This is a genomic window from Vibrio sp. Vb0888, from assembly GCF_033338835.1.
Lineage (GTDB): Bacteria > Pseudomonadota > Gammaproteobacteria > Enterobacterales > Vibrionaceae > Vibrio > Vibrio alginolyticus.
Genome location: NZ_JAWOTL010000002.1, coordinates 73,174 through 94,895 on the forward strand (window position 1 = coordinate 73,174; position 21,722 = coordinate 94,895).

Annotated in this window: 22 protein-coding genes; 10 read left to right on the plus strand and 12 right to left on the minus strand. The window is 45.9% G+C overall.

All coding sequences use genetic code 11. The features are described from left to right. Positions 1-149: 149 nt before the first annotated feature. Positions 150-503: a DUF413 domain-containing protein gene (locus R7P72_RS04490; RefSeq protein ID WP_005374439.1), complete on the plus strand. Its 354-nt coding sequence runs from the start codon at positions 150-152 to the stop codon at positions 501-503. 147 nt (positions 504-650) lie between these two features. On the opposite strand, the gene R7P72_RS04495 is transcribed toward R7P72_RS04490, so the two are convergent. After that, positions 651-902, minus strand: coding sequence for a DUF3081 domain-containing protein (locus R7P72_RS04495; protein ID WP_005374440.1), 252 nt, complete (start codon positions 900-902; stop codon positions 651-653). A 374-nt stretch (positions 903-1,276) separates the two neighbouring features. Here R7P72_RS04495 and nagB point away from each other — a divergent pair, with 374 nt between their 5' ends. Continuing rightward, complete coding sequence (gene nagB, locus R7P72_RS04500) at positions 1,277-2,077, plus strand: glucosamine-6-phosphate deaminase (protein WP_005374441.1); 801 nt, start codon at positions 1,277-1,279, stop codon at positions 2,075-2,077. Positions 2,078-2,167: 90 nt separating this feature from the next. Here nagB and R7P72_RS04505 read toward each other — a convergent pair whose 3' ends face one another. After that, on the minus strand, positions 2,168-3,034 hold the full coding sequence (locus tag R7P72_RS04505; protein WP_005374442.1) for a hypothetical protein: 867 nt from the start codon (positions 3,032-3,034) through the stop codon (positions 2,168-2,170). 154 nt (positions 3,035-3,188) lie between these two features. Beyond that, positions 3,189-4,415, minus strand: a complete 1,227-nt coding sequence (gltS, locus tag R7P72_RS04510) for a sodium/glutamate symporter (protein WP_213906979.1) — start codon at positions 4,413-4,415, stop codon at positions 3,189-3,191. Between the two features lie 413 nt (positions 4,416-4,828). On the opposite strand from gltS (R7P72_RS04510), the gene R7P72_RS04515 reads away from it, so the two are divergent. The 3 genes from R7P72_RS04515 to R7P72_RS04525 are packed head-to-tail and all read left to right on the plus strand — an operon-like array spanning position 4,829 to position 6,884. After that, positions 4,829-5,200: a GntR family transcriptional regulator gene (locus R7P72_RS04515; protein ID WP_005374444.1), complete on the plus strand. Its 372-nt coding sequence runs from the start codon at positions 4,829-4,831 to the stop codon at positions 5,198-5,200. Continuing rightward, complete coding sequence (locus R7P72_RS04520) at positions 5,197-6,054, plus strand: ABC transporter ATP-binding protein (RefSeq protein ID WP_005374445.1); 858 nt, start codon at positions 5,197-5,199, stop codon at positions 6,052-6,054. The genes R7P72_RS04515 and R7P72_RS04520 overlap by 4 nt, the downstream gene beginning before the upstream one ends. Beyond that, the gene (locus R7P72_RS04525; RefSeq protein ID WP_005374446.1) at positions 6,054-6,884 is read left to right on the plus strand and encodes a hypothetical protein; all 831 of its coding nucleotides are present in this window, start codon (positions 6,054-6,056) and stop codon (positions 6,882-6,884) included. Before R7P72_RS04520 ends, R7P72_RS04525 begins: the two co-directional genes overlap by 1 nt. A gap of 99 nt (positions 6,885-6,983) precedes the next feature. Here the strand turns inward: R7P72_RS04525 and gltS (R7P72_RS04530) are convergent, their stop codons facing one another. Beyond that, entirely contained in the window at positions 6,984-8,219 is a 1,236-nt protein-coding gene (gene gltS / locus R7P72_RS04530) for a sodium/glutamate symporter (protein WP_005374448.1), read from the minus strand. An 862-nt stretch (positions 8,220-9,081) separates the two neighbouring features. Between gltS (R7P72_RS04530) and R7P72_RS04535 the strand changes: the two genes are divergently transcribed. From R7P72_RS04535 to R7P72_RS04550, 4 genes are all read left to right on the plus strand, one after another. After that, positions 9,082-9,876: a DUF4344 domain-containing metallopeptidase gene (locus R7P72_RS04535; RefSeq protein WP_005374451.1), complete on the plus strand. Its 795-nt coding sequence runs from the start codon at positions 9,082-9,084 to the stop codon at positions 9,874-9,876. Positions 9,877-9,900: 24 nt separating this feature from the next. Then, positions 9,901-10,287 carry a thiol-disulfide oxidoreductase DCC family protein gene (locus tag R7P72_RS04540; protein ID WP_005374453.1) on the plus strand — a complete coding sequence of 129 codons (387 nt, stop codon included), beginning with the start codon at positions 9,901-9,903 and terminating at the stop codon, positions 10,285-10,287. Positions 10,288-10,462: 175 nt separating this feature from the next. Beyond that, a complete protein-coding gene (locus R7P72_RS04545) occupies positions 10,463-12,124 on the plus strand; it encodes a methyl-accepting chemotaxis protein (protein ID WP_025768726.1) in 1,662 nt (553 codons plus the stop codon). A 121-nt stretch (positions 12,125-12,245) separates the two neighbouring features. Beyond that, a complete protein-coding gene (locus R7P72_RS04550; protein ID WP_005374458.1) occupies positions 12,246-12,740 on the plus strand; it encodes a peptidylprolyl isomerase in 495 nt (164 codons plus the stop codon). Positions 12,741-12,857: 117 nt separating this feature from the next. Here the strand turns inward: R7P72_RS04550 and R7P72_RS04555 are convergent, their stop codons facing one another. The 8 genes from R7P72_RS04555 to R7P72_RS04590 all read right to left on the minus strand — a co-directional run bounded on the left by R7P72_RS04555 (position 12,858) and on the right by R7P72_RS04590 (position 20,194). Further along, positions 12,858-13,493: a DUF2268 domain-containing putative Zn-dependent protease gene (locus tag R7P72_RS04555; protein WP_005374466.1), complete on the minus strand. Its 636-nt coding sequence runs from the start codon at positions 13,491-13,493 to the stop codon at positions 12,858-12,860. Between the two features lie 68 nt (positions 13,494-13,561). Then, complete coding sequence (locus R7P72_RS04560) at positions 13,562-14,353, minus strand: LytR/AlgR family response regulator transcription factor (protein ID WP_176311385.1); 792 nt, start codon at positions 14,351-14,353, stop codon at positions 13,562-13,564. Positions 14,354-14,368: 15 nt separating this feature from the next. Next, entirely contained in the window at positions 14,369-15,391 is a 1,023-nt protein-coding gene (locus R7P72_RS04565; RefSeq protein WP_005374473.1) for a sensor histidine kinase, read from the minus strand. Further along, positions 15,392-16,738: a hypothetical protein gene (locus R7P72_RS04570; protein WP_318110385.1), complete on the minus strand. Its 1,347-nt coding sequence runs from the start codon at positions 16,736-16,738 to the stop codon at positions 15,392-15,394. A gap of 45 nt (positions 16,739-16,783) precedes the next feature. After that, positions 16,784-17,569 carry an outer membrane lipoprotein-sorting protein gene (locus R7P72_RS04575; protein WP_213906977.1) on the minus strand — a complete coding sequence of 262 codons (786 nt, stop codon included), beginning with the start codon at positions 17,567-17,569 and terminating at the stop codon, positions 16,784-16,786. Next, positions 17,562-18,830: an ABC transporter permease gene (locus tag R7P72_RS04580; RefSeq protein WP_102388726.1), complete on the minus strand. Its 1,269-nt coding sequence runs from the start codon at positions 18,828-18,830 to the stop codon at positions 17,562-17,564. The genes R7P72_RS04575 and R7P72_RS04580 overlap by 8 nt, the downstream gene beginning before the upstream one ends. Next, the gene (locus tag R7P72_RS04585; protein ID WP_213906976.1) at positions 18,818-19,516 is read right to left on the minus strand and encodes an ABC transporter ATP-binding protein; all 699 of its coding nucleotides are present in this window, start codon (positions 19,514-19,516) and stop codon (positions 18,818-18,820) included. Before R7P72_RS04585 ends, R7P72_RS04580 begins: the two co-directional genes overlap by 13 nt. Positions 19,517-19,525: 9 nt before the next feature. Continuing rightward, entirely contained in the window at positions 19,526-20,194 is a 669-nt protein-coding gene (locus R7P72_RS04590; RefSeq protein ID WP_171345560.1) for a hypothetical protein, read from the minus strand. Between the two features lie 392 nt (positions 20,195-20,586). On the opposite strand from R7P72_RS04590, the gene rodA reads away from it, so the two are divergent. Further along, the gene (gene rodA / locus R7P72_RS04595; RefSeq protein WP_065275570.1) at positions 20,587-21,669 is read left to right on the plus strand and encodes a rod shape-determining protein RodA; all 1,083 of its coding nucleotides are present in this window, start codon (positions 20,587-20,589) and stop codon (positions 21,667-21,669) included. Positions 21,670-21,722: the final 53 nt, after the last annotated feature.

A 21,722-nucleotide genomic window follows, 5' to 3' on the forward strand; every position in this document is an offset into this window, starting at 1 on the left:
AAACCATCTCCTGGTTAATATAAAACCAGATTAACAACTAATTAAAATCATGACGACAAAAAAGTTTTGTTTTTCTTTTGTTAGATTTAAGCCTAATTTTCGCCGTAAGTTCACTACATTCATCAATAACGGTTACAGAGGCTGTTGACATGTCTGACACTGAATTCCGTCATGGCAAAAAACGTTTTTACGATAACGTAAAATTCCCACGCGGCTTTGCAAAGTCTGGCGATTTTACTCTTTCAGAAGAGGAAATCCTAACAATTTATGGGGATACAATGCTTGGCTTAGAGTCAGGCGAATTAACACCTGAAAACAGCGAAGAGAAACACTTCATCAAGGTGTTAGAAAACCCGGGCAAAGCAAAAACAAAACTTGAGCGTACGTGGCTAAAGTACACCCAACTTGCTCGTGGTCGCAAGCGCTTCCATACGCTAAATGGTCGTAACAAGCCTGACGCCACAGAAGAATACATTGAAGAGAGTTTGGTTGAAGACGATTAATAACCAATAACCTAGTTCTCGCCTTTTTCTAGCAGTAGGCGAAAGCTCGTTTGACTTTACTGAGCGAGCAAGACAAGCTCATTTCTTCTCCTAAAGCCCAAGGGGGCATTCTCCCAAGGGCTTTTTTAATATTTGGGTGATGACCGTTTACTTGGCGAGCGTCGCAATCTTTTTCAGAAAGCTCTCTTTCAAATGCTCTTGGTCATATTCCAAGTGATAGGTGTTGTGGAAGCCAATTTTTAGCTCAACACCATTCCCTCTTAAGAAAACGTTGTACCCATCGTAGTCAGAAAACGCTTCTACACCTTCATACATTTTACCAAATTCGGTTGGCGTACCGTTGTTCATCACACATTCGTAAGCCTGTAGTACTTTGCTCGGATCTAACTCATTTTTCATACCGAATTCCTCACTGGTTTACACATTTCAATTATGGTTAAAGAATGAGCGCCATGCCATATCTAACCCATAATATTTGAAGTTCGTGTGCGATTTCGCACTCTGTAGGTTGTTAAAAAACAAGGTTAAGTGCGAAGGCAGAACTTAATTTAGATCATAAATTTTATCTATTGATTCGTCAGTTTCATAATGCAATTTCTTTGTAAAAAATCGTCTTATAAAAGCATTTAGATATAAAAATCGTCGACAAAACCAACATTGGTTAAAGAAAAAGCAAAATTTTGACCTAAAACAATAGCAGTTCGCCATTACTTATTTTATAATGCGAATTAATGTTTCAGTACATCGTCAATTCCAATAACTAGGGGCACAAAATGAGACTTATCCCGTTAACTCGAGCAGCACAAGTAGGTAAGTGGGCAGCTGCGCATATCGCTAAGCGTATCAACGACTTTAAACCTACTGCTGAGCGTCCATTCGTTCTGGGTCTACCAACTGGTGGCACTCCTCTAGCAACCTACAAAGCCCTAATCGAGCTTTACCAAGCCGGCGAAGTCAGCTTCAAAAACGTCGTGACTTTTAACATGGATGAGTACATTGGCATCCCTGCGGATCACCCAGAATCTTACCGCTCGTTCATGTACAACAACTTCTTTAATCACATTGATATTCAAGAAGAAAATATCAACCTACTGAACGGTAACACAGACGATCACGACGCAGAATGTAAGCGTTACGAAGACAAAATTAAGTCTTACGGCAAGATCAACCTGTTCATGGGCGGCGTGGGTAACGACGGTCACATCGCGTTCAACGAGCCAGCGTCATCTCTTTCTTCTCGTACTCGCATCAAGACCCTCACTGAAGACACTCGCATTGCGAACTCTCGCTTCTTTGACGGCGATATCAACCAAGTGCCTAAATACGCGCTGACTATCGGTGTTGGTACGCTTCTAGACTCAGAAGAAGTGATGATCTTGGTCACTGGCCATAACAAAGCTCAGGCACTTGAAGCAGCCGTGGAAGGTTGTGTAAACCACCTATGGACAGTTTCTGCTCTTCAACTTCACCCTAAAGCAGTGATCGTATGCGACGAACCAGCTCAACAAGAACTGAAAGTGAAGACAGTGAAGTACTTCTCTGAGCTAGAAGCAGAAAACATCAAAGGCTTTTAACCCATAGGATGGCAGCCTAGAAACACACTAAAAATACAAAACCCGTGTTGAACACGGGTTTTTTCTTATCTGAACAGCGGGCTTAAGTCGTCAATAAGCTTTAATACCAAACTGACGAAGACGCTTAGGAAGCACTTCATCCAACTTGTCTAGTTCACTTGGTTCGACTTCGATAAGGTTGAAATGATGCTGCTCATAAACAGTACGAATGGTCTCACGGTCGGCCTGAGCCATCTCCCCATCGTCACTTCCCCAAAATTGCAAATAGACTTTACCGCCTGGTAAGTAAAAATCGCTAGTGACATCTTGGTCAATCGGCAGCTGACGCTCATAAGCGTGCACTACACCAGCCAAGTACAGCCAGTTGTCAATGAGCAACTCACCCTTAGAGCGTACGTAATGCCCATCTAATGTTCGGTGCTTGGCTTCAAATTTTTGGCGAAAGCTTGAGTACGATTTATCCGTAGAATGTGACTCCGCGTCTTGCCCTAAAAACTCAATGACAGACTGCTTAAGACGCTTGTTACGCAGCACCACATCGTGCCATACGACAAAGGTATTTTGTGTTTCTTTATCGGTTCTTTGCTGTCCACCAGCGCGCACACCAGCTTCAGTGACACTCCATCCCTCTTCGGATTTGGTCAACCAACCCAGTTCACTCAAAAGCTGGTTCATGCGCTTCGCATTCAATTTCAGCTTTTCACCCAGTTGTGTCGCGCTCAATGTTTTCCCTGAGCTGGGAGTCAGCTCAATATGTAAGTTGGTCGGCCAGACGATGAACTGGCCAAATTTAGGGTGATCCACATACTCACCGCCAAACTTTGCCCCTTCTTCGGTCAAAATCCACTTTTCATCTTGGCGAACGATGTAGCCTGCACGTTTGAGATCGGCAAACAGCAGCTTAGCTTCTACCTTGCGCATTTTCGCTAATGCCGACGTCGATATTTTTTCAGACATGTGGGTACCTCATGCTGCTGCAAAATTGAACACTATGTCGTCATAGTAACGTATTGATTTCACGGCTTGAAGTCAGGCAAACAAGATTTCGTGTTACAAATAGCAAAGCCAGCGTATAGGTGCTGGCTTTGTTATTTCGGTAAAAAAGCGAATGTTATTTAATAAAAGCGATGCATCCTTGCAAAATCACTAAATTCACAATGTCGATGAAGAATGCACCGACAATTGGAACCACCATAAATGCTTGTGGTGATGGACCATATCGACTCACGATGGAGCCCATATTCATGACCGCAGTCGGTGTAGCACCTAACCCAAAACCGCAGTGTCCGCTAGCGATCACCGCCGCATCGTAGTTGCCTCCCATCATGCGGAATGTTACGTAGTAAGTGAACATCGCCAACACTGCCGACTGAATAGCAAGAATAATAATGAATGGGATCGCAAGATCGAAAATATTCCACAATTTCAAACTCATCAAGGCCATGGCAAGAAATAGAGATAGTGCAACTGTGCCAAGAATATCAACGGTTTCTAAATCAACCTTGCGCGCCTTCGTCACTTCCATGATGTTAGTGATAACAACACCAATAAACAGCGCATACACAAAATCGGGAATCATTAGCCACTTGATGTCAAAACTGCTTACCCAACTCTCCAGATACTTCGCGCCTGTCACGCAAAGTAAAATGATGGACAAGCTTTCAACGACTCTTTTCGCTGTGACACGATCTTCCTCATGTTCGTTGTACGTCACCAGTTCAGGGAAACTCTGATGACTTTGATTGGTGCGTCCGTATTCCGATTCCAAGTTGTGTTTGTTTAGTAGCTTTTGTGCAACAGGGCTGCCAATAATCCCGCCCATCACCAAGCCAAATGTAGCAGAAGCCATTGCCACCTCTAGAACATTATGCAAACCATACATTTCTTGAAAAGTTTGCGACCACGCAGCTCCAGTTCCATGTCCGCCAGAAAGCGTAATGGATCCGGCGATCAACCCCATGAGTGGATCTAACCCCAACGCTGTTGCTAAGGACACGCCGACCGCATTTTGGATAAGAATGTAGACCGATGCCACAACTAGGAAGATGAAAACCTTCGCACCGCCTTTAATCAGTTGGGTGTAATTTGCCGCTAAGCCAACGGTTGCAAAAAACATCAGCATAAAGACGTTTTGCAGTGGTAAATCAAAGGAGACATCCACACCGTTTAAGTGCATCGTCGTGATGACGCAAGCGACCACTAGACCACCAACAATTGGCTCTGGAATATTAAATTTTTTTAAGGTTGGTAACTTGGTATTGATGAACTGCCCTAAAAACAACACGCAAATTGCGACGAGGAACGACTCCTGTGGGCCGATAGATATTACCTGATTCATGAGACCTCTTTACTCTACTCTTTCTCATTCATTGAGCACGCGCTCAACGTGAGATAGGTGCCTAAGCCAGTCAGATTGCCTCTCGAAACTTTTGTTTTCTAGGCCTCTTTGACCATTGATTCTCATCAAGTAAGAAATAGGCAGACCTAAAATTATGCTAATTATCATTCAGTGAGAATATTGATTTAGAACAGGCGATAAGTGTATTGATGGGAAGAGAAAAACAACACTTCTCAACTTATGAGAAGCAATTAATTTCCATATAAAACAAAACCTCAAAACAACGACCACATAGGTGGATATTTAGAGCGAATGAGACAGGCGGATACACTAGGTTTTAAATTATTACTTTCTCTCTAACGCATTAGGTGTTATACATATATATAACACCATCTCAACCAAGAGATTCACTCATGACTAATTGGCATGATCGCCAACCGATATTTCGACAGTTGGCAGACCAGATCACGCAGCAAATACTGCAAGGTGTCTGGCAAGAAGGCGATGCTCTGCCCTCCGTCCGTAGCATCTCTGCAGATATGAAAATTAACCACCTCACCGTTATGAAAGGCTATCAATTGCTTGTTGATGACGGGCTAGTGGAGAAAAAACGCGGTCAAGGTATGTTTGTCGCTTCAGGAGCAAAGCTCAAATTACTCGCAGACGAGAAGGCACGTTTTCTTCAGCAACAAATTCCGCAGATAGCCGACACAATACAGCGTCTGGATATGTCACTCGACGAATTCATTCAACAACTAAAACCACACTTGAAAGGTGACCAATGAGCGCATTAGTCAGTGTAAACAACGTCTCCAAGCAATATCAGCAACAAGGAGAAGCACTGCATGAAGTGAGTTTCGACCTACATGCAGGACAAGTACTTGGCTTACTCGGCCATAATGGCGCAGGTAAATCAACGCTTATTAATGCCCTACTCGGTGCACATGAATATCAGGGCACTATTCGTATCAACGGATTTGAACCCATTATGCAACGCGACAAGATAATGCAGAGCTTATCCTACATCTCGGATGTCAACGTTCTGCCAGATTGGATGACCGTTGCTCAACTGCTTCACTATACCGAGGGTGTGCACCCAGGGTTCAATCGCGCCCAAGCAGATACACTGCTTCGTCAAACGGACATCAAACCTCGTGCGCGTATCAAATCTTTATCCAAAGGGATGAAGGTGCAATTACACCTCGCGATTGTGATCGCGACCAACACCCAAATCCTCATATTGGATGAACCGACACTCGGGTTAGATCTCGTGTATCGCGAGACGTTTTATCGTCACTTATTGGAATGGTTTCACGACGGCGAGCGCGTGTTGATCATCGCCAGTCATGAAGTATCAGAGATTGAGCACTTGCTGACAGATGTTCTGATTCTCAAGCATGGTCGCCCCGTTCTGCAAACCTCGATGGACAGTATCAGTGAAGACTATTTCATTCTTGAAGCCAACGACGAGCACCGCACACAAATTGAAGCGATGAACCCACTCTCGTCACAAAAAGGCCTCGGTTCAACGAAATGGTTACTCAAAGCCCAGTATGCCCAACAAGCAGAAACAATGGGGTCCATCCATGGGGTGAAGTTAGCGGATCTATTTTTAGCATTGCAGAAGGAGGCAGCGTAATGCGTTCAGTTGTCGCGATGTTGCAAAAAGAGTGGTTAGAGAACCCTCTTGTTTTACGTATTCCACTGTTTGTGTTGGCGTGTGGAGTTATTCTCTTTGTGAGTTTAATGAGTAACGACACTCTACAACACAATATGTTTTTCCAAATGAGCTTTGGTGGCGATGTCAGTGACATTCACAAAGAGCTTGGTGATGATGTCAATATGTTGATTACCGGAGGAGCAGGGCTGCTGTCTATCTTGTTAGCCGTTCAGTACTTCCCAAGAACGCTACGCAAAGAACGGGCGGAAGGCAGCATTATGTTTTGGCGCAGTATGCCTGTCAGTGACATAAAAACCCATTTAGTGAAGCTAGGATTTGGCTTATTGGTGATTCCGCTCGTCTGCTCGGTGCTCGTACTCGCTGCAAATTTAATGTTGTGGTTGCTGAACATCTCTACTGATCACCAATTGGCTTTATTGTACCGCCAAGCCTCGTTAGGTTACGTGCTGCTGCATTGGGGAGAGTTTTTAATCAGAATGTTGTTCGCCGGTATTCTGCTGTTACCGCTGGCATTAACTGTGATGGCTATTTCACAAAAAGTGAACTCACCACTGGTCATTTTGTTTATCGCCATTTATGCGCTGCGTTGGATGCCTATCGCACTTTTTGGTTTCTACGGGCTAGATCAGTTTTTCTCCGAAGTGCTTTACCTTCCGCTGCACGCCATTATTACACCAAACCCATTCAATGCCATTCCTCAAGCGGGTTGGTTAAACGTTGGCATTTACGCCTTCATTGGTATTCTTGGTTGGACAGCTAGCCTCAAGTTCAGCCGAACTATCCAATAATGCTTCGTTCAATAAACGACCAAACCAAGTCATAAAAAAACGGTCACAACCAGTGTTGTGACCGTTTTATTTCGCCTCTAGGAGCTCATCCACTTAACTTTAACCAAGGAATGAAATGTAGCCTTGCAAGATAATTAAGTTGACGATGTCGATAAAGAAAGCGCCCACAATTGGCACCACCATAAATGCTTGTGGCGACGGGCCAAATCGGTTAACGATTGAACCCATGTTCATTACGGCTGTTGGGGTTGCACCCAAGCCAAAACCGCAGTGCCCCCCTGCAATAACCGCAGCATCGTAGTTGCTTCCCATCACTTTGAACGTAACATAGTACGTAAAGATAGCTAAGACGACAGACTGCACAGCTAAAATAACCAAGAATGGAATCGCTAGATCAAAGATATTCCATAACTTCAAGCTCATCAGAGCCATCGCTAGGAATAGAGATAGCGATACCGTACCTAACATATCGACCGTTTCGGCATCTAACTTACGAATTTTGGTCACTTCCAAGAAATTCGTAATGATCACACCAATGAATAGCGCATATACGAAGTCTGGAATCATCAGCCATGAGATTTCATACGTGCTTACCCATTGCTCGACATACTTGGCCCCAGTAACACAAATCAGTAAGAAGAAGAGTTTCTCCACCACTTTTTTCGCCGTTACTTTATCTTCTTCGTATTCATTGTAAGTCACCAACTCCGGGAATTTCTCGTGAGTTTTGGCATCTCGACCACCACGACCATACTCAGACTCTATGCTGTTCTTTTCCACCAGACGCTGCGCTACAGGGCTACCAATGATACCGCCGATGATCAAACCAAAAGTCGCTGATGCCATTGCAATTTCTAAGACGTTATCCAATCCATACACGTCTTGAAAGGTTTGTGACCACGCAGCACCTGTACCATGACCACCAGACAGAGTAATCGAGCCAGCAATTAACCCCATCAAAGGATCTAAACCGAGCGCCGCCGCAAGTGAAACGCCAACGCCGTTTTGTATGATGATGTAAAACGATGCGACAGCTAAGAAGATAAAAACCTTCGCACCTCCTTTCATCAACTGAGTGTAATTTGCGGCCAAACCAACTGTCGCAAAAAACATTAACATAAACGTATTTTGTAATGGCAAGTCGAACTCTAAATCGATGCCGTTGAAATGAAGAGCAGTAATCATGCAGGCTACAATAAGACCACCTACAATCGGCTCAGGTATGTTGAATTTCTTTAAAATCGGTAGCTTAGCATTAATAAAATGCCCCAGGAAAAGCACACTAATTGCGACCAAGAAGGACTCCAGTGCACCTACAGATATTAAATGATTCATATCGCCTCTTATTATTGTTCTCTTCATTCTCCGTAATGAATGAGTGTTAGTTTAACCTTCGTTCAATAGCAAATTTTCTCGCTTTATTGTTTCGAAAATACTCAAAAAGTTGGTGTAGATGCGCCTTAGGCTAGTTTAAGGGGCGCTCCTTAAGCGATGTGTCAGTTTTTACGCTGTTAGCAAGCCCTTAAATGTGAAAGGAGCTGATACAGCTCCTTCAAATGGCCCCTCGCAATACCTGTGCGTTATCGCTTGGGGTGTTGTGTTGTGAGTAAATTCTGGGTGACACTTTCTGAACCACTTCGGGCTCCCTTACTTAAACAGAATGTGTCAATTACTATCAAACAAAGTTCCTTCCCGTTGTAACCGTTAAACGCCGAGAGCGCGTTCAAAACAATTGGGTTTGCCTGTTCCTGTCGTAGCTTTTCAACTCTGGCTCATGGTGTATAAACGAGCCGAATCCAAGGAAACTCTCAGGCTGCAACAAACGTTTTCGTCACAACGGAGCAGGATTATAACATATCGCTGATAATTTTCTTCAATTCAGTGACATTCACCAACCCCATGGTTAAACCTTGCAATGATTAACTGCCTATTATCATTTTCACAGATAAAGATCGAAGCACAGTTACTCAGTAAGCTTCTTAGAAAACGATGCATAGCCAATAACTTCACCGCCGTTCTTATCCAAGAGGTCTTGATAAACGCCCTAGAGAACCAAGCCGCCGAAATATGCGATGTTATCATGATTGCTTTTCGAGACCGATGCCCCGACTTTGGCTAATGAGTACAACCCCAACTATGCATCAGACAAAAACATGTATAATTTTTTATACAAGTTATTCAATAACAAGAGTCCCACATGAACATTCATTCGCTTTGCCCTGCGCTATTACTCAGCGTCGTCTCATCAGCTACAGCAGCTGAAAGCATTCGTATTCAATATTCTCCCGTAGAGACAACTCATGAAAAAATCGCCCAACAATCGATTCAAAGCAGCGATGTAAACACCATCTTTGTTGAGCTATCTCAGGTCTACTTTCCATTTGATAAAGCTCTCACGCTGGTTTACGGCGGAGAAGATGGTCCAATGTATGACCCTGATACACACACAATATACGTTCCTTACACTTTTTATTTGGAGTCGCTCAATTACTTCTCCAATAATCAGTATGAAGAACGCTTCGGAAAATCCCCAAAAACAGGGGCGCTAGATACGTTATTGCACACTTTACTTCATGAAGCTGGGCATGCTTACATCGAAGATCAAAGCATCCCTGTTCTCGGAAAAGAAGAAGATGCGGTCGATAATTTTGCCACCATTTTAATGATTGACTTCCTAGAAGATGGCGCAGATATGGCCATTAGCGCCGCCGACATGTTCGCATTCGAATCCGACGACAGACCGGACTACTACGATTTTGGCGAGTACATTGACGAACACAGCTTTGATTTGCAGCGTTACTTTTCAACGTTATGTCTGGTGTACGGTAGTGATCCTGAGCAATACAAAGCCTTACTCGATGAAGTAGAAAAAGACTACCTGCGTGATCGCAAAGAGTTCTGCCAATTCAATTACGGCAACATTCGCGACAATTGGCTGCATTACTTGCAAAACAATGAACCAAAAGAAAATTCGCCACGTAAAAGCGATTAGAAAATCTCAAACAAGAAGACCGCAATGACAAAACTCACCATATTTTATGACGGAACCTGCCCGCTTTGTGCCAAAGAGATGAAGGCGCTAAAACAACGCGATTCCAAGCAGCACATCAAAACCGTCGATATCTATAGTGATGCATTCACAGATTATCCTCAGATCGCTCCTGAACAAGCCAACACCATTTTGCACGCCCTCAACGAAAAGGGGGAGCTTCTGCTTGGGTTGGACGTGACTCATCGTGCGTGGCAATTAGTTGGTCGCGGTTGGCTCTACGCTCCACTGCGTTGGCGCCTCGTTAAACCTGTTGCTGACTGGCTTTACCTCAAATTCGCAAAGAATAGGTATCGCGTCTCATATTGGTTAACAGGGACTTCTCGTTGCAATAGTGGGTCGTGTTCACGTTAATTGTGATCCCGCTTAAAAATGCTACGACCTTCGTCTAGATTTACAAATTTCCAGTACTTCTGATTGAGTAACTCGGTTAATCTCTAAGCATTACAACAATAAGTATTAACACTTTTATCAGGCAAGCTTATTCAGCTTGTCACTTGTAACGCTGCGCCGAGAGAAGGACGTCTCTATGAATCTGACGATCAGAAAACGACTATATATCCTTTCAATAATTCCAATTCTAACTATGGCAATAGGCATGATGTGGTTCACCTACGTACAAACCACAGCCTACAACGAGCACGAGATTGAGCAAACTCGAAGTCGAATGATGGAGATGAAAAAAGCCGAACTCAAAAGCTACGTACAAATGGCGCGTTCCGCTGTCGAGCCGCTACTCGCACAAAATGCCCCACTGGAAGAGGCTCTGCCTATCTTGAAACAACTAGAGTTTGGTCAATCCGGCTACATCTTTGGTTATGATTCAAAAGGCGTTCGCGTCGTGGTGGGTAAAAACACCAAAGGCATCGGGGAAAACTTCTATAACTTGCAGGACAAGAAAGGCAATTACCTGATTCAGGATTTGTTAAAAAATGCCAAAACTGGCGAGTTCACGACTTATTACTTCCCGAAACTCGGTCAGAGTGAAGCACTACCGAAACTGAGCTACTCAGTCTTTATTCCTGAATGGGACTTGATGTTGGGAACGGGTTTCTACACGGACGATATCGACGCCATTGTGGCAGACATGGAAAAAGCCGCACACGAAGATCTCAACACCACACTGACGGCAATAGCCCTGTTTTGTGCCTCGATAACAGCGATAGTTGCAGTCTTTGCCGTATTTGTTAACCGCAGCATCATGAAACCTATTGAGCAGTTTGATGCTTCAATTCACTCTTTCGCACAAGGCGATGCAGATTTAACCGCGCGCATGGAAGAATCGAGCGTGCCGGAGTTCACGCAGCTGAGCCGCAACTTCAATATCTTCGTTGAAAGCCTGCAAGGCATCATCAAGAGTGTTAGCCATGTCGGACAAGAAGTGGTTTCAGAGACCAACGAGATGTCACAGCGTGCATCGCAAGTGGACGAGTTAGCTTCAGGTCAACGTGAAGAAACCGAACAGGTCGCTGCGGCAATGACCGAGATGACAGCAACGGCGCACGAGATTTCAAACAACGCTAACCAAGCAGCGCAATCAGCCAGAGACGCCGATGAAAACTCACAACAAGCAAAACACATTGTTGATTCAGCAGCGAACTCTGTCGAAGCGCTCGCGCTAGAAGTGTCAGAAGCCAGCACGGTGATTTCTCGTTTAGAGAGCGACGTAAAAAACATTTCTTCTTCGCTAGAGGTTATTCAAGACATCGCCGAACAAACTAACCTATTGGCACTGAACGCAGCCATTGAAGCAGCCCGTGCTGGTGAACAAGGTCGCGGCTTCGCAGTCGTTGCCGATGAAGTCCGTAAACTGGCAAGTCGCACTCAAGACAGCACAGGCGAAATTCACCAAATGATCGAGCAGTTGAAGTCTGGCTCGGATGCGGCAGTGAAAGCCATGGGTTCAAGCCAAGCGCGTGGTGAAGCAACGGTAGAAGAAGCACGAGCAGCCTCTGCCGCACTGCAAGAAATCCAAGCCGCAATTGCTAACATCATGGACATGAACACGCTTATCGCAACGGCAACTGAAGAGCAAAGCCAAGTTGGCCAAGAGATTTCACAACGTATCGAAGTCATCTCTCAACAAAGCAGCCAATCGGCACACCTTGCCAACCAAAACCGAGCAGGCAGTGGCAACCTTAACCACAAAGCCAACGAACTGTACGACTTGGTCGGTCGCTTTACGGTCTAGAGCTTTCCTCAAACACTCAACATGCAAACAGCGACGCCAAAACGTCGCTGTTTTTATTTCTGCTATCATAATGCGACTTAGCTATAATGCCGCCAACTTAGCACCCACAAGGGCAAACAAGATGATTATTATGACCACCAATTTCGGTGACATCGAAATTGAATTGAACCTAGAACGAGCGCCAGTTAGCTCAAAGAACTTCAAAAAATACTGTGAAGATGGCTTCTACGACGGCACCATTTTCCACCGCGTTATCGACGGCTTTATGATCCAAGGTGGCGGTCATACCGAAGACATGGCAGAAAAGCCAACACGCGCACCGATCGCGAACGAAGCAAACCGTGGTCTAAAGAATCTTGTTGGCACTATCGCAATGGCACGTACCGATGCACCGCACTCTGCAACGGCACAGTTCTTCATTAACTTGGAAGACAATGATTTCCTAGACCACACCGCAACGACCAACCTAGGCTGGGGCTACGCCGTGTTTGGTAAAGTGACCGCGGGTATGGATGTCGTAAACCGCATCGCGAAAGTAAAAACGACCTCTAAGCTTGGTCACGATGATGTGCCATGCGATCCAATCATTATCGAGAAAGTGACGATCAGCGAATAAACCCATTCGCCTCTGCAGAGAAATCGTCGCTATAAAACGAAGAAAGCGCCTAACGTCTGATGACTTAGGCGCTTTTTGTTTTTATGACTCAGCCGATTAGTTGGGCTTATAACGAAGTTATTGATAGAAAAGCTCAGCTTTGGCTCCAACCAAATCCAGTTCAGAGCCTTGAAAATCAGCCATATATTCAGCAACAAGGTTGTACCCAACCCAATACCCCATGTATTTCGGCCAGCGGCTTTCATCGCTGCCAAGAAAGTAAGCGTCGAAGTTGTAATCTAAGCTGGTCAACTTGCCTTTCATCTCAGCGTAGAAAGGGCGCCAATCTTGATCTTTGATTTGCTCAAACAAGCTCGGAGTGACGCCGCCATTCACCTTACGTTCGAAGTGACAAGCTAACCCTTCCATAATTAGTACATCACCAAGTGCAACGCCACTTTCTCCCGCTCGCATACGGAACAGGTGATGCAACTCATGCGCTAACACCGCAGCTAGTTCTTTCTCAATAACGTTTTTAATATCAGTACGTTGAGTATCAAGCAGAATCTCTACACGATAGGCACTTAAGCAATAGCCACCAATCCCCGTCTGCGGTACGTCATTGCGATCAAACGGGCTAATGGTGAGGTCAATGTTACTCAAATCAAAGTAACTAGAAAGTTGTGAGCTCAGATCATCAAGTTTCTGATGCAAATACTCAGAGATTGGAGACAGTTCTCCCGTCGCATTTAACAGGGTTACGCGATAACTCATTTATCTTCCTTGATAATGTGGGTTAAGAGCAGCGAGTTTACAGTGTAAAGAGTGAGCAGTTCTAGCAATTACATCCCTTTGAACAAACTTTGAGATGCACGGCTCACAGCGAGCTTAGTTTCTCCAACGTGAACAAACATTCTGCCAGCAAAGTCTTTGTTTACTTTGCTAATTTTGCACACTTGCACCACGCTTGAACGGTGCACTTGCCAGAACTGTTCTGGGTTAAGCTGCCCTATCAACTCTTTCAACGATGTGCGAATCAAATACTCCTGCACTTTGCCTTGTCCTTGTTGGGCATATACAGAAACGTATTTTTCTTCCGCTTTGAAATACAGCACATCAGACGTGGCGATCAGATGAATATCTTCCCTCTGCGTCGCTTTGATCCACTGAAGATATTGCGGCGTTTGTGGCGCGGATAATTGCTGCAACTGCTCTAATAGGCTGCTCATCTGCACATTACTGCTTTCTTGCTCTTGCTTAGCAAGGCGTGCTCTCACTCTTTCACACGTCGTCAGCAAGCGCTCATCCGAGATAGGCTTGAGCAAATAATCGGCGGCATTTTGCTCAAAAGCTTTGATGGCGTAATCATCGTACGCGGTGACAAATACAATCAAAGGTGGATTGGCGAGTTGATTGAGTTTTTGCGCTAATGTCATGCCATCCAAAACTGGCATACGAATATCAAGAAACGCAATGTCAGGTTGGCATTGCTCAATGGCTTGCAACGCTTGTTCACCATCGGCGACTTTAGCTATTACCTCTAACTCTGGCCACACTTCAGCTAGGCTTTTATCAAGATGACGCCTCAATAGCGGTTCATCATCAGCAATAATGGCAGTAAACCCTGTATTCATTCCTTTCTTCCTTGATTACGATTCCATCGGCCAGCTCAGGCGAACACAAACGCCACCCTGAGCAGACTCACTGATAGAGACCTCTCCTTGCCCTGCGAACAAAGCTTCAACTCGCTGCTTGAGATTACTTAGACCCACTCCAGAGCCCATGTGCCCACTAACGTGATTCAAGCCAACACCCGTGTCTCTGACTTCAATCAGCAAGTTCTGTTGTTTGCGCTTAATCAGCAAACAGACTTCACCGCCTTCTCGCTTCGGTTCAATACCATGGATGATGGCGTTTTCGATTAAAGGCTGGAGCATCATCGGCGGTAACTCGGTTCTGCCTAACCCCTCTTCCACCTCAATCTTGTAACTGAGTCGATCACCCAAACGAGTTTGTTGGATGCCTAAGTAAGCCTCAATTAACGCCGTTTCATTGTCTATGGTGGTGTGCTCTTCGCGTGAGCTTTTGAGCGTTGCACGCAGCAGCGCGGTTAACTGTTCTAGCATCAGCTTGGCTTTATCGACATCTTGCGACATGAGTGCACTGATATTCGCCAAGGTATTGAATAGGAAATGCGGTTCAATCTGGCTTTGCATCTGCTTAAGCTGACTCAGCAATAGCGCACGATCTTGCTCTGCTTTCTCGCGTTTGATGGCCTCTAACTCTCTTTGAGCGATTGCATGTTGCTCGCGTGAATAGAAATAGAAAAAGCACATGGCACTGAATAACAACCCCATGAGACCAACCGACAGCATACTTGAGATACCGAAGTATTCCCCAAGCCAAAGCTGAGCGTTCACCACACCAAACAATAGGCAAGCCGTCAGCGAAATAGCCACTTCCGCCAAACGAGGAATGGTAGGAAACAGGCGGTCGACAAGCCATGAGAAGAAGATAGCCGAATAGCCAAATCCAAAGCTAACCACCACATGAATGTAGAATGGACCGCCCCAAACCGAGAGCGTCATTGCTGCGATAAAGAGACAAAATGCCGTAGTCACTAATAAGCTACGCGGCCATCCACTTTTCACCACTGATTTTGCTGAACACATTTAGAATTTCCCTTTGATGTTAAATACAATCATATGCTTATCATTGATTTGTGCGTAAGCAGATTGGTCGTCTCCGGTTAAAAAGCGTGCGGCAACTTCCACTTCTACACTTTGATCGCCGGTATCAATCCATTGGTAGTTAAGCCACTGCGTGACGATCACACCACCATCTTGTGGCGACAGCATCACATCCAACGTAGGGGTTACATCACTTAGCCAGCCCATATCCGCTTCGCCGTTCCATGCAGCCCATGCTTCTACATCCCAACTCCAGTGCAGCATTACGTTATGCTGAACGATATTGGCATGCTGAAACCCTTGGGCGTAGCTTGTCGCAAGTAGAGCGCTGCTAGCCAACAGAGAGTTGTTAGGTTCAGGGAGCTGAGAGAGTAATTCGCCACGCTCCATTGCTTGTTGCCATTCGTTTTTCGACCATGCTCGGCTGTCGTACCAATATTCAGCAATCACGTTGTGTCCGGCTTGGTTTGCCCAGTTCAATCCAATCAAGGCTTGGAATGCGCTGCCCTGCTTCTCAACCGAAACAGGTTGGTAAAGATCGTCTTGCTGAAACTGATAGCCGACACTTTGCTTTTGCCACAGCATGGAACCGTGCATGGCGATGGATTCATCCCACACGGCAATGGCACTGGCTCCGAGCAAACCTCGGCGCACATCATCGTAATAACCAATAAGTTGATACTCGGTGTCACCCACCAGCGCATAACGACGAATACCAACACCTTGCTGCTCTGCGGCTTGATCAAGAGCACTCTGGTCTTGTTGCCCCCAGCTTGAATCGGTCGCAATGACGGTCCATTCGCCGGCCATATCGTAGTGTGAAAGTGAAAACACACCCGCACCTTCTTCTGCTACTAAGCCAACAGGATTTTGTCGATAAGGCTTAAACAGATCCAAAGGTCGGTAGCCATAACCCACGCCCCAATCCACGCGTAACTTACCCAAACTCACATCAAGAGTGGTATCACCGACTTGCCACTCCCCTAGCCAAGCCAGCTCTCTAATCAACAGTTGATTATCTGCTTCACTCCACCAGTCACTCTCTCCTTGTTGATTGAGGTACAAACCTTGGCTGTACAGAGCGAACAAGCCACTGAAGTTTTGATAGTTCACTTGCACATCCAACAGTGCATTAAGTGAATCACGAGAACTGCCCTGCGCCTGCATAAATGCGCTGTCACGCTGCTTGGCAGTCTCGTAACTGACAGCCCAATCCCACTCAAAACTCAGCTCATCATTGGCAAAAACTGGGGCTGCTGCGCCCACACACAACGACGCAGCAATCAACAAACTGGTGCTTTTGTTAACGTTAGGCTGGCGCGATTTCATGTGTCTTCCTTGCTCGTTTTCATGCTTCTATTTGCAAAGCTCAGACTAAAGCTGAGTCGTGTTGGCTTTCGGCAAATAACTTGGGTTGTAGAACTTGTTATCCAGTTGCCAAGGCACGATCTCTTGATACTCGATAACGGTCTTTTTGCTCGGCTGAATGCTATCAAGCAAGGTCATCTCACTGACGTAGTCTTCACCGTTGTCAGTTGCACGCCCATATTGCGCTTGCTTGGCGAGTTTGCCAGAGCGCAAGTAGAGATCGGCTTTGATAGGAAACGCATCTTGCTCAGACAACCACAAGTCGATCTTCTGATAGCTCGCCCCTTTGGTCTTCGCGGTTAGAGCAAGATGATAAGCCGCGACACTTTCTCCGTTCACCGAAACGGTTTCTGTCGCTTTCCATTCACCTTGATAATCTTGGCTCCACGTCAGGGTTGAGATGTCGCCGATAGACGCTTCACCAAGCAGCTTTTGCATTGGCGTAATGCGAATCGGACGGCGGCTCTTTGGCATTTGCAGCCAGTAGTTGTCGCCCATCATCAGCATCTTTTGCCCGGCTTCAACCGCCGATTTGAATACCACCAGCGATTCACGATTTGGACGCGTGTACACATGGTAAAGGCGGGTTTTATCTAACTCTTGGTCTTGATATAAGCGCACCAGTGACACCACTTTGGAGGAATCATCTTGCAAGCGGTAGCTGTCGGCTTTTTCAATCAATTGCGCAACTTGCTGTGCATCTAGCGCTGTTTCATTCGCACTGACATTCATGCTTGCAACGCCGATTGCCGTCAGCAATACAATTGGTAATAGTGATTTGAAATTAAACATAAATCAGTGCCTCCGTAATTGGCTTGTTCACCCCTTTGCGCGCCGAGAAAAACGCCGCAACCAAACAAATCATCAATACCGCGAATCCTGCTATAGCTACCAGCTCCCAAGAGAAGTAAATCGTTAATGGGTAACCTTCTGTGCGTCCTGGCGGTGGCGGCATTTGCACATCCACAACCATCAGTAAGACGGTGACTAGCGCCGTAAACAAAGCACCGATTAAGCTGCCAATCACTGCGAGTAAGCCTGCTTCGCGCAAGAACCCAGCAATGATTTCACGAGGGTAGCTACCAAGTGCTGACAAGGTGCCAATTTCACGGGTGCGTTCCGTTACCGACATGGTCATGGTGTTGAACAGGGCGACAAAGACCACCAGCGCCATTACTGCTCCCATGATGCCGAAGATACGGTCGTACAAATCTTTCACTTTGAGATAGAAGAACGCACGTTCTTGCCAAGGCGTAATTTCAATATCTTGATCACCAAAGTTCTGTTTTTGCTTACTCAGAACCGAAGCCACTTGTTGCTCGACTTGGCTCGTTAAACTGGTGTCGAACAGAAAGACAGATAAGGCACTGACTTTGTCTGAACCGAGCAGCGATTGCGCGCTGTTGATGTGTACGTAAAGCTGGCGTTTATCAAGCTCAGGCACGCCTGTTGAGTAGATGCCTCGTACTTTGAAGTCATACGCATTCAATGCGCCATCGGTAGTGGTCGCCAGCAAGGTAATCCAATCGCCAACGTGCACGCTTAGGTTGTTCGCTAAATCAACGCCAAGCATCACTTCTGGCTCTGCAGGGTCATAACGCGATGCATGAATGTTGGACAGCGTCTGCCCTTCACGCACGTCTAAAAACGGTCCTTTCATATCGAATTCGCGCTCGTTAACACCAATGCCGATAAAGATCGATGACTTGTTGCCGTTGGAAATCAAACCGCTGAACTCAACTCGTGGCTGCACGCCTCGCACTTCATTCAACCCAATCAATTGCTTGGTGATGTCGTCGGCGTGAGTTAAACCGTTACTCAGCGGCATCTCTTCTTCTTTGGCGAAGTAACCCGGCGTGGTTAACGTCAGATGCCCCGTGTCACGTGCTGTTGACTCTTTCAAACTGTCGTAGGTGTACAGACCAAAACCACCCGCACTGGTTAAGGCAAACACGGCAATGGCGATGATCAGCATCGACAACAAACTGCGGCGGCGATTACGTTGCAGGTTCAACCAAGCAAGGCGAACCGAAACGGGAATTAGCTTGCCCATGAAACCTCCTCCACACTCGCGTGCGTTTGGGTAATTTTGCCATCCACTAACTCAATGGTTCGATCGCAGCGAGATGCCATACGAGGGTCGTGTGTGGCGACGATAAAAGTGGTACCAAGCTCGTGTCCGAGCCCTTTCATAATGTCGATGACCTTGTTAGCAGTTTGACTATCAAGACTTGCGGTTGGCTCATCGGCAATCACCAATGCCGGTTTGTGCACTAAGGCGCGTGCAATTGCCACACGCTGCTGCTGGCCGCCTGATAGGTTGTCTGGCATGTGATGAATAAACTCGCCTAAGCCAACGTGCTCTAACATTTGTGTGGCGAGCTCGGTTTGTTCTACTTTTGAAAAGCCATTGAGATGTAGCGGATACGCCACGTTCTCTAGTGCCGTCATCACGGGAACAAGGTTGAATTTTTGGAACACAAAGCCAAGCTTTTCACGGCGCATTTTCGCAGCCTGCATTTGTCCGGTTGGGTATGGGCTGCCTGCAAATGTCACCTGACCTTGGTATAGAGTATCCAGCATGCCAAGCACGTTAAGTAGGGTGCTTTTGCCTGAACCAGACGGTCCGCATAATGCCACCATTTCGCCCGCAAACACTTCACCAGACACATCTCGCAATGCATGCACCGTTTGGCTGCCAAGGGCGTAATCGCGGCTAAGTTGATTAAAAACGATCATGACGCCTCCCTAATATTTCGCTAACAGCGCTTTCGCGGTTTGCGTTTCTAGATTGCTGTCGCCCAATTGCTCCATTTGCGCTAACCATGTTTTGGCTTGTTGAACATCTTCAGCACGCAGTGCTGCTTCAATGGCGTAGCGATAAATCCAAGACGTTGCCGCAAAAGGTTGCTGGCTAAAACTCGGCTCATCGAGCAGAGAAAGGTACAGCTCGTAGCCACGCTCAAAGTGATTGAACATGTCAGGTAGAGAAGTAAAAGTGGTGGCTGCCATGGCAGTGGCTAATTGATATTCCGGCAAGCCTTGTAAGCGTTGTTGCTCTTGTAGCGGCACTGGTTGATTCGCCATTAAATCCAAACCTTTTTGGATTGTGGCAAGACCGCGCTCGGTGAACTTCATCTTGTTCCAAGGCATAAACGCCTCACGACCTTGCAACGTTTCAGCACTACCTAAATACACCAAGGTCACCGGCGTTGCGCCCTGCTCTTCAAGTTGTTTGGATAATTCGCCGTAAACGGTATCAACTAAACCAGAGTCACCCTGCGCCGCTTGGTTGAATTGACTGAGTGTGCGCTCGCTTGGGTTAGCCAGAGTCAGATTGCTGCTGAGTGCAAATGCGGCGATAAAGGTACTTGCCAGTTTAAGAGCTTTGATTGAGCGAAATTGAGAAACCATCATGTACTGTCCTTAGTTGAACGTGATTTGATGGTTTCAGATTAAGGGAGAAGATCGCACGCTGCTTTTGCATGCGACCAATGGCAGTTATGCGGAGTGAATGGTATTGAGAGAGGATGAATGACATTCACTTAAACAGAAAATACAATTCCGTTCATTCGTAACGCTACATTTTTACGGCAGTCACAATAAAAACACTGGCTTAAAATCTGAGGCTAGTGTATTTATCCATCCCACAGCTACCCATAACAGACAGTGCGCACTCTCCTTTCTTACACACCTTTGCATGGTGTCTGTTGTTTCGAAATCGAGATTCTTAGCATCGGAATAGTTTGAACTCTTCGAGTTTTAGTTGTTTTCGCACTCAAAATAGGTGCGTTATTAGGTCGTTGAAAATGAATAAGCGTTATTTCCCAAGAGTTGATTTGCCACTACTCATGGCGATCATTCCGATCATGCTGTTAAGTTCGCTCACTCTCTGGAGTGCCAGTAGCTTTAATGAGGCGATGCTCTTCAAACATTTGGCGCGCTGCGGACTGACATTAGTTTGCATCTTGGTCATGTCCTCGATTCCAGCGTCCAGCTATCAGCGCTCAGCTCCATATCTCTACATTATTGCGGTTGCTCTGCTACTTGCTGTCGCTTTATTTGGTGATAGCACCAATGGCTCTCAACGTTGGCTCGATATCGGCTTCTTCCGCTTTCAACCGTCTGAGCTAATCAAGCTTTCCATTCCAATCATGATCGCCTGGATGCTTCATATTGAAGGAGGTCGACCAGACAGTCGGAAAATTGCGTTTTGCTTACTTATTACAATGATTCCTGCCGGGTTAATCGCGCTACAACCGGATTTAGACGGTGCAGTTTTTACCATCATTTATGCATTGTTCGTTTTGTTTTTGGCTGGCATGAGCTGGAAAATAATCTGCGGGTTTATTGCGAGCATTTTAACGTTAGCACCTATTTTATGGTTCTTCGTTATGGAAACCTATCAAAAGAGCCGTGTAACACAGTTCTTGCACCCTGAGTCCGATCCACTGGGTTCGGGCTACCAAATCATCCAATCTTTGATTGCGATTGGCTCAGGCGGTATGAAAGGCAAAGGCTGGATGAATGCAACGCAGGGAACACTTGGCTTTATTCCAGAAAGTCATACGGACTTTATTTTTTCGACATATGCAGAAGAATGGGGCTTTGTTGGCAGTTTAGTCTTACTCGCATTGTACTTGTTTATTACTGCACGCGTTATGTTGCTTGCATGTCAGTCTGACCACTTTTTTAGTCGGCTGGTAAGTGGCGCATTAGCGATGAGCTTTTTTCTGTATGCTTTTATCAATACGGGCATGGTGAGTGGCTTGTTGCCAGTAATGGGTAGCCCACTTCCCTTCTTTAGCTATGGCGGCACGGCGATGCTAACTCAAGGTATCTGTTTTGGTGTAATCATGTCGCTGTGTTATTCCAAATATCGTAACGCATAGCGTTGCTTGAGAAAAAGCGATCAAAAAAGGCTTCCCTAAAGAAGCCTTTTTAC